This window comes from Streptomyces fuscigenes (assembly GCF_021556455.1).
GTDB lineage: Bacteria > Actinomycetota > Actinomycetes > Streptomycetales > Streptomycetaceae > Streptomyces > Streptomyces fuscigenes.
Window position 1 is genome coordinate 1 of the sequence record NZ_JAKGCV010000272.1, and the last position, 7625, is coordinate 7625.

Consider the following 7625-nt stretch of genomic DNA (forward strand, 5'->3'; position numbering starts at 1 on the left):
GGCCGGGGCCCGCCCCTGACGGGCGGGCCCCGGCCGCTGCCGTGTTCCGAGCCGGTCAGCGCTTGAAGGCGTAGTCCATGAGCTTCTTGGCGTCGGCGGTGCGGGTGGTCTCCGACGTCGACGCGAGGACCGTGCCGATCACGGTCCGGCCGCTGCGGGTGGCCGCGAAGACCAGGCAGTACTTCGCCTCGGGGCCGGAGCCCGTCTTCACCCCGATGGTCCCGGAGTAACTGCTCAGCAGGCCGTTGGTGTTGGTCCACGCCATGTAGCGGTAGCCGCCGCTCTTCGTGGTGACCTTCTGCTTCGTCGACTTCGTCTTGACGACCGTGCGGAACGTCGCGTACTTCATGGCGCTGCTCGCCAGCTTGGTCAGGTCGTGCGGCGTCGAGTAGTTGCTGCCGTTCCCTATCCCGTCGAACGAGTCGAAGTGCGTGTTCTTCAGGCCGAGGCTCTTGGCCGTCGTGTTCATCTGCCCGATGAACGAGGACACGCGCGCGGCCCGCGTCGAGCCCTTGCCGAAGGTGTCGGCGAGCGCGTAGGCGGCGTCGCACCCGGAGGGCAGCATCAGTCCGTACAGCAGCTGGCCGACCGTCACCTTGTCGCCCACGATCAGGCGTGCGGAGGAGGCGTTCTTCGCCACGATGTAGTCGCTGTACGCCTTCTGGACGGTGACCTTGCGGCTGAGGTTCAGCCCCTTCTGGGCGAGCACGACCCGGGCGGTCATGATCTTCGTGGTGGAGCCGGTGGACCGCTTGGTGTCGGCGGCCTTGCTGAAGTACCCCGTCCCGGACGCGTTGTTCATGACGTAGCCGCCCTTGGCGACGATGGACGGCGCCTTCGGCGCGGCGGCCTTGAGGACGGGTGTGTGGGTGACGGCACCCGCCCGCGCCGCCGTCGTGAAGGCGGTGCCCGCGGTGGCGCTCCGGGCGGGTGCGCCCGTGGCGGCCAGGGCCGGCACGGCGGACGCCCCCAGCGCGAGGGCGGTGGCGACGGTGACGGTGAGCACCGGCGCGGGCCGGGCCCTTCCCGTACGGGCCGTGAGTATGGGCATCTCGATCGCTCCCCGAGGTCCTTCGGCGTGGTTCGTGTCGGTTGCGTGAAGTACCGCATGTATACCGTTTGCCGGTGGCCCTGCGCCGAAACACGTGCACATCGGGGGTACTTGGCGCGCGGCAGTGGCCGCGGCCGGGTGGGCGGGCGCCCCGGACCCAGCGGGTGTCACGGCCCCGGCGGGGGCCGGGCGCCCCCGCGGTGCCGGCCCGCGTCCCGGCCCGGGGATCAGCCGAACCGGTGAACGCAAGCCGGGCGTTGACGGATGACCGCTCCGACCGGAGGTGGCGCACGGGGTCTTGACCCGCTGATCGGCCGGCCCTACGGTCGCGAACTGTTTGGAAAGTTTCCTACTGATCGTCGTGGAGGATCCATGTCCGCTCCCCACCCGGACGACGCCACCCGCGCAGCCCACGACGGGCCCGCCCACGACGGGCCCGCCACCGCACCGGACGCCGGCCCGGACCGCGGCCAAAGGCGGCTCCTGCTCGGCGGGACGGCGGCCTTCGGCGCCTCGGTCGCGGGCGCGCTCGCACCCACCGCCGCACAGGCCGCCCCCTCCACGGTCGCCGCCCCCGGCACCTCGGCCCCGCACCCCGCGGGCCGCGGGGCCCGCGTCCACGCCAACAACGTGGGCTACGAGGCCACGGGCCCCAAGCGGGCCGTCGTCGTCGCCGAGACCGACTCCCGCGCCCCCGTCGCGTACCGCGTGGTGGACGCCGGCACCGGGCGGACCGTGCACCGCGGCACCGCGCACCGGGCGGGCGCCGTGCCCGACTGGCGGGCGGACCACTGGCCGGCCACCCCGCAGTACCACTGGATCGCCGACTTCTCTGCGCTGACGGCACCGGGCCGGTACGTGCTCGTGCTCGACGGGGCGGCCGGGAGCGACGGGCCGGCCGCCGACTCCGTGCCCTTCCGCGTCGAGGCCGGCGTGCTGGAGCGCCGGACGCTCTCCCACGTCGTGCACTACTTCAAGGACTCGCGCTCCAGCGGCCAGTACGACAAGACCGACCGCTCCCTCGTGCCGTCGGGCGGCACCGCGCCGGTCGACGCGCGCGGCGGCTGGTACGACGCGGCGGCCGACTGGGGCAAGCACTTCACGCAGCTCTCGGACACCACGTACTTCAACACGCTGTCCATCCCGCTGACGGCGTGGGCGCTGCTCGCCACGCACGACGAGCTCGCCGCCCGGCGCGACCCCGATCTCACGGCGCTGGTCGGCTGGTTCCTCGACGAGGGCCTGTTCGGCGCCGACTACCTGGTGCGCGTGCACAAGCCCGGCGCCACCTTCTACAGCTCGATCTCGCAGGACGAGGCGGACGACCTCGGCGCCGACCCGGCGAAGCGGACCCTCGACGGCACCCAGGTCGCGTACCGGGAGGGTGCCGGTCTCGCGATCGCGGCGCTCGCGCGGGCGAGCACGTACCCCGTCTCGGGCGACCACGGCCCCGCCGAGTACCTGGCCGCCGCCGAGGACGTGTTCGCGTACCTCGCGACCCACAACGCGGGGATGGTCAACGACGGCAAGGAGAACATCCTCGACGACGCCAACGCCCTGCTGGCCGCCGTCGAGCTGGCGAAGGCGACGGCCTCCGGGGGCGGGAAGGCCGCCACGTACCGCGCCGCCGCCGCCGACCGGGCCGCCCGTCTCATGGCGCGCCTCGTGCGCTGGAAGGGCTACCGGGACTACTGGCGCGCGGACGACGCCGACCGGCCGTTCTTCCACCCCTCCGACGCGGGCCTGCCCGCCGTCGCGCTCCTGACCTACCTGGACATCGCCGACGACGCGACCGCGAAGCGCGTGCGCGAGACGGTGCGGCGGTCCATGGAGTTCGAGCTCGCCGTGACGGCCGAGGTCAACAACCCCTACGGGTACGCGCGCCAGCTCGTGCAGGACGCGGACGGAAAGCGCTACAGCGGCTTCTTCTTCCCGCACAACGTGACGCCCCGCACCCAGGACGCCTGGTGGCAGGGCGAGAACGCGCGGCTCGCCTCGCTGGCGGCCGCCGCCCGGCTCGCCGCCGCGAAGCTCGGCGACCCGGCCCTGGCCCGGCGGCTGCGCGCGTACGCGACCGCGCAGCTCGACTGGATCCTCGGCGCGAACCCGTACAGCGTCTGCATGATGGAGGGCCACGGCAACGAGGTGCCGCTCTACCTGGAGTACGCGGACCCGGCGACGCCGGGCCACGGCTCGTACCGCTGGCTGCGTTCGGCGGGCGGGATCGTCAACGGCATCACGGGCCGCAGCATCGACGGGTCGGGCCTCCAATGGGACCCGGGCGAGGCCGAGACGGGCACGAACACGGACTGGCGCTGGCTGGAGCAGTGGCTCCCGCACGCCACCTGGTACGGGTACGCGGTGGCGATCGGCGGCTGAGGGGCGCGGCGCCGGGCGGGCCGGGCGGAGGGCGTCCCGGAACGTCTCCCGGCGCGGCACGGGCACCAGGATCGGCACGTGCGTCCTGGGCCCGGCTCACCCGATCGCTCGGAGGCGGACGTCCGCCCGCACGGTCTTGCCCGGCCCGCCGCCCTCGCGGGGCACCACCGCCCAGCGGCTCGCGAGGGCGGCGACCAGGCACAGGCCGCGCCCCGACTCGGCGTCCGGTTCGCAGGGCGGCGGCGCGGACTCCGGGGGCACGCGGTCGTCCCGACAGTCCGTCACCTCCACCCGCACGAGCCCCGCGGCCGGGTCGAGCCGGAGGAACAGCCCGAAGTCCCGGCCGGGCACCAGGCCGTGCGTCACCGCGTTCGCGGCGAGCTCGGCCACGACCAGGGTCACCGTGGTGTTCACGTCGGACTCGTACGGGTGACCCCAGGCGTCCAGGCGCTGCGAGGCGAGCCTGCGCGCCAGCCGGGCGCCGCGCGGCGTCGACGTGAATGCCATGCGGAACTCCCGCGGGGGCTCGGGGGATCGCCGAGTCTCCCCGTGCGTGTGTGGTTCGGCCTTCATGGAGACGAGCGTGGGGCGGGGCGCTTACCGTGACCAGCAACGACATGCTCACACAGCGTGGTTGTAGGGCTGCGGCGAGTGCGGTGTCGGGGTCGGTGCTGAGGCAGGTACGGGAAGGAAGACCATGACGCAGATCCCGGAACAGACCGTCGCACGACGGGGCGAGGACCCGGCGGACGAGCTGCTGCGGTCCTTCGGCAGGCAGATCAAGATCTTCCGTGAACGCGCCGGGCACACCCAGGCCGCCCTGGCGCAACTCCTCGGCTACAGCGAGGCGCAGATCGCCGCCTTCGAGCAGGGGCGCCGCGTACCGCGTCCCGACACCATCGACAAACTGGATCAGTTGCTGGAGGCCGAGGGTGTCCTGCTCGTCATGAAGCGGGCCGTGGCGCTGACCCGCTACCCGGCCTTCTTCCGGGACGCGGCGCGGATCGAGGAGGAGGCCGTCGAGTTCCACGCGTACGCCGCTCTGGCCGTTCCGGGGCTGCTCCAGACGGAGGGCTACGCGCGCACGATGTTCACCGTCCGCCGGCCGCGACGCGGTGAGGGCGAGATCGAGCAGATGGTGTCCGCGAGAATGGCCAGGCAACGGCTCTTCGATCGCGCCCCCGCTCCCACCTTGAGCTTCGTGATCGAGGAGTCCGTGCTGCAACGGCCCTACGGCAGCGTCGACGTGCTGCGAGGTCAGCTCGAACACTTGCGTCTCGTCGGGGAGAACCCCAACGTGGAGATCCAGGTGATGCCGACCCGTACCACCGACCACCCCGGCGCGGCCGGGCCGTTCACCCTGATGACGCCGGACGGCGGTGATCAGGTCGCCTACATCGAGAGCCAGGACCGCGGGCAAATGATCACCGATCGCGAATCCGTACGCGGCATCGCCGTCCGCTATGGAATTCTGCGAGCCCAGGCGCTGTCCCCTGTCGAATCCCTGCGCCACATCGAGAAGTTGCTGCAAGGAGAGCTATGAACATCAAGCGGTCCGAAGTCCAGTCCCTCCGCTGGTTCAAGAGCAGCTACAGCAGCGGAGAAGGCGGCGAGTGCGTCGAGATCGCGCCCGCACCCGCCGCCGTCCACATCCGCGACTCCAAGACCCCCGCTCCCGGCATACTCACCGTCCGTCCGGCGGCCTGGTCCGCCTTCCTCGCCCTCGCCCGCAGGGACTGACCGAAAGCCGATCCTCCGTCAACGCAGCGTGACGAGGTCTTTGATCGTCCGTGGTCGCCCTGGCACGATCGCGATCAGAAAACACGACACCGCGCACATGCCTGCGCAGACCCTGTGGCCGTCCCTCCGGGGGCGGCCACAGACGCTTCCGGGAAGGTGCCGAGGGGCCGCGCCGTCGTTCTCCTGGTGAATCAAACATGGGATGTTAGGCTGAATGCGCTGACTGAAACATGGGATGTTCGGCTGTCTGCGTGAGCCCGTCGGGCGGACGCGGGCCCTGCCGACGCGCGCAGAGGGGAGCCCGCCGTGCCGATCCGGGCAGCGGAGCGGTCGAGCCTTGTCGACCGGGTCATCGAGCAGTTGCAGAGCCTCATCGAGTCGGGGGAGTGGCAGGTGGGGACGAAGATCCCCGCCGAGCCCGTCCTGACCGAGATGCTCGGAGTGGGCCGCAACACCGTCCGGGAGGCCGTCCGCGCGCTCGGGCACAGCGGCATGCTGGAGCCCCGGCAGGGCGACGGCACCTACGTGCGCGCGTCCGACGCGCTCGGCGCCGCCCTGCACCGGCGACTGCGCCGCGCCGGGCACCTGGAGGCCATGGAGGTGCGCTCCGGCCTCGAACGGGACGCGGCCCGCCTCGCCGCCTCCCGCCGCGACGAGGAGGATCTCGCCGCCCTGCGCTCCGCGCTCGCCGCGCGCACCGCCGCCTGGCTGAGCGGGGACACCGACGCGTTCGTACGGGCCGACGTGGCCTTCCACCGCGCGGTGGTCGCCGCCGCGCACAACGGCATGCTCGCCGACCTCTACAGCCACCTCACCGACGGCCTGCACCGCGCGATCGCGTCCGTCGCCGACGCGCCGCTGCCCGACCCGCGGCGCTCGCAGGCCGACTCGCACGCGGACCTCCTCGCGGCGATCGAGCGCGGCGATCCCGCCGGCGCGACCGAGGCCGTCGCCCACTACATCGACGACTCGGTCAGCTCCCTGCGCGCGTTGCAGGACGCCGACCCGCTACCCGAGGACGTCGCGCACGGCGTCGGGCGGCCCGGCGCACACGACGGCGGGGCCGCCCGCCAGGAAGGAGACCGATCGTGAACACGCCCCCCGGCAACCCGGACGGCGCCGCCGCGGGGACGGGACCGGCCGCGCCGGTGCGCGCCGCCGGGTCCGCCGAACGGCCCGCGCCCGCGGGCGGCCCGGCCGACGGGCAGGCCGCCCCCGGCGGCGGATCGAAGCGCGTCAGGGCCGGGCTCTTCCTCGGCGTCGGCGTCATCGTCCTCGCGCTGAACCTGCGGCCCGCGATCGTCGCCGCGTCCCCCATGCTCGACACGATCCGGGCGGCCACCGGCATGTCGGCGACCACCGCCGGCCTGCTGACCACGCTGCCGCTGCTGTGCTTCGGGCTCCTCGCCCCGCTCGCGCCCCGGCTCGGCCGGCGCCTCGGCATGGAGCCGGCCCTGCTGCTGACGATGGCGCTGATCTGCTGCGGCACCGGGCTGCGGCTCATACCGTCGATGGCCGCGCTGCTCGGCGGCACGGTGGTGGTCGGTGCGGGCATCGCCGTGGCCAACGTCCTGCTGCCGGGCGTCATCAAGCGGGACTTCCCCGACCGGGTCGGCCTGATGACGGGCCTGTACTCGATGTCCCTGTTCGGCGGCGCGGCCCTCGCCGCGGGCATCACCGTCCCGCTCGGGCACGCGCTCGCGCTCGGCTGGCGGCCGACGCTCGGCCTGTGGGGCGTGCTCGCGGTCGTCGCGCTCCTCGTGTGGGCGCCGCAGGTCCGCCGCCGCACCCGGACCTCCGCCGCGCAGGCGGCCGCGGCCGGGCACCCGGTGCGGGGCCTGTGGAGCCACCCGGTGGCCTGGCTGGTCACCGGCTACATGGGCCTTCAGTCGCTGTCGTACTACGCGGCGGCCGCCTACCTCCCCACGATCCTCACCGACGCGGGCATGGCCCAGGGCACGGCCGGCTGGATGCTGTCGTTCTCCAGCCTCCTCGGCATCGCGGGCGCCTTCCTCAGCCCGGTCCTCGCGGCGCGGGGCGTGCGGCCCGGGCTGCTGGCGACGATCGGCGCGGTCCTGACGGCCGGGGGCTTCGCCGGCATGGCGACCGCGCCCGTCGGCGGCGCGTACCTGTGGATGATCCTGCTGGGGCTCGGCCAGGGCGCGGCGATCTCGCTGGCGATGCTGTTCATCGTGCTGCGCTCGCCCGACACCCGGCACGCGGCGCAGCTCTCCAGCATGGCGCAGTGCTTCGGCTACCTGCTGGCCGCCGCCGGGCCGCTGGCCCTGGGCGCGGTGCACCAGCTCACGGGCGGCTGGACCGTCGCGCTGGTCGTCCTCGTCGTGCTGCTCGCCCCCCAGACGGCGCTGGGCCTCGGCGCCGCGGTGAACCGCCACGCGGCGCCCGGAGCGCGCACCGGCGAGCCGCACGGCCCCGGCGGGCGGCGGAGCACGCC

At 73.6% G+C, this 7625-nt stretch carries 7 protein-coding genes; 5 read left to right on the forward strand and 2 right to left on the reverse strand.

All coding sequences use genetic code 11. The features are described from left to right. Positions 1-55 precede the first annotated feature (55 nt). On the reverse strand, positions 56-1051 hold the full coding sequence (locus L1885_RS19655; protein ID WP_235798474.1) for a D-alanyl-D-alanine carboxypeptidase family protein: 996 nt from the start codon (positions 1049-1051) through the stop codon (positions 56-58). A 372-nt stretch (positions 1052-1423) separates the two neighbouring features. Between L1885_RS19655 and L1885_RS19660 the strand changes: the two genes are divergently transcribed. Continuing rightward, positions 1424-3430: a glycoside hydrolase family 9 protein gene (locus L1885_RS19660; protein ID WP_235798475.1), complete on the forward strand. Its 2007-nt coding sequence runs from the start codon at positions 1424-1426 to the stop codon at positions 3428-3430. Between the two features lie 96 nt (positions 3431-3526). Here the strand turns inward: L1885_RS19660 and L1885_RS19665 are convergent, their stop codons facing one another. Continuing rightward, positions 3527-3937 (reverse strand): ATP-binding protein, encoded by a 411-nt coding sequence (locus L1885_RS19665; protein WP_308117357.1) that lies wholly within the window; start codon positions 3935-3937, stop codon positions 3527-3529. Between the two features lie 190 nt (positions 3938-4127). Between L1885_RS19665 and L1885_RS19670 the strand changes: the two genes are divergently transcribed. The 4 genes from L1885_RS19670 to L1885_RS19685 form a co-directional block, all read left to right on the forward strand. Continuing rightward, positions 4128-4973: a helix-turn-helix domain-containing protein gene (locus L1885_RS19670; RefSeq protein WP_235798477.1), complete on the forward strand. Its 846-nt coding sequence runs from the start codon at positions 4128-4130 to the stop codon at positions 4971-4973. Then, positions 4970-5170 (forward strand): DUF397 domain-containing protein, encoded by a 201-nt coding sequence (locus tag L1885_RS19675; RefSeq protein WP_235798478.1) that lies wholly within the window; start codon positions 4970-4972, stop codon positions 5168-5170. Before L1885_RS19670 ends, L1885_RS19675 begins: the two co-directional genes overlap by 4 nt. 306 nt (positions 5171-5476) lie before the next feature. Beyond that, positions 5477-6262 (forward strand): FadR/GntR family transcriptional regulator, encoded by a 786-nt coding sequence (locus L1885_RS19680; RefSeq protein ID WP_235798479.1) that lies wholly within the window; start codon positions 5477-5479, stop codon positions 6260-6262. Beyond that, positions 6259-7625, forward strand: a 1367-nt coding sequence (locus L1885_RS19685) for a CynX/NimT family MFS transporter (protein ID WP_235798480.1), incomplete at its 3' end; no start/stop codon positions are given. The genes L1885_RS19680 and L1885_RS19685, both read left to right, overlap by 4 nt.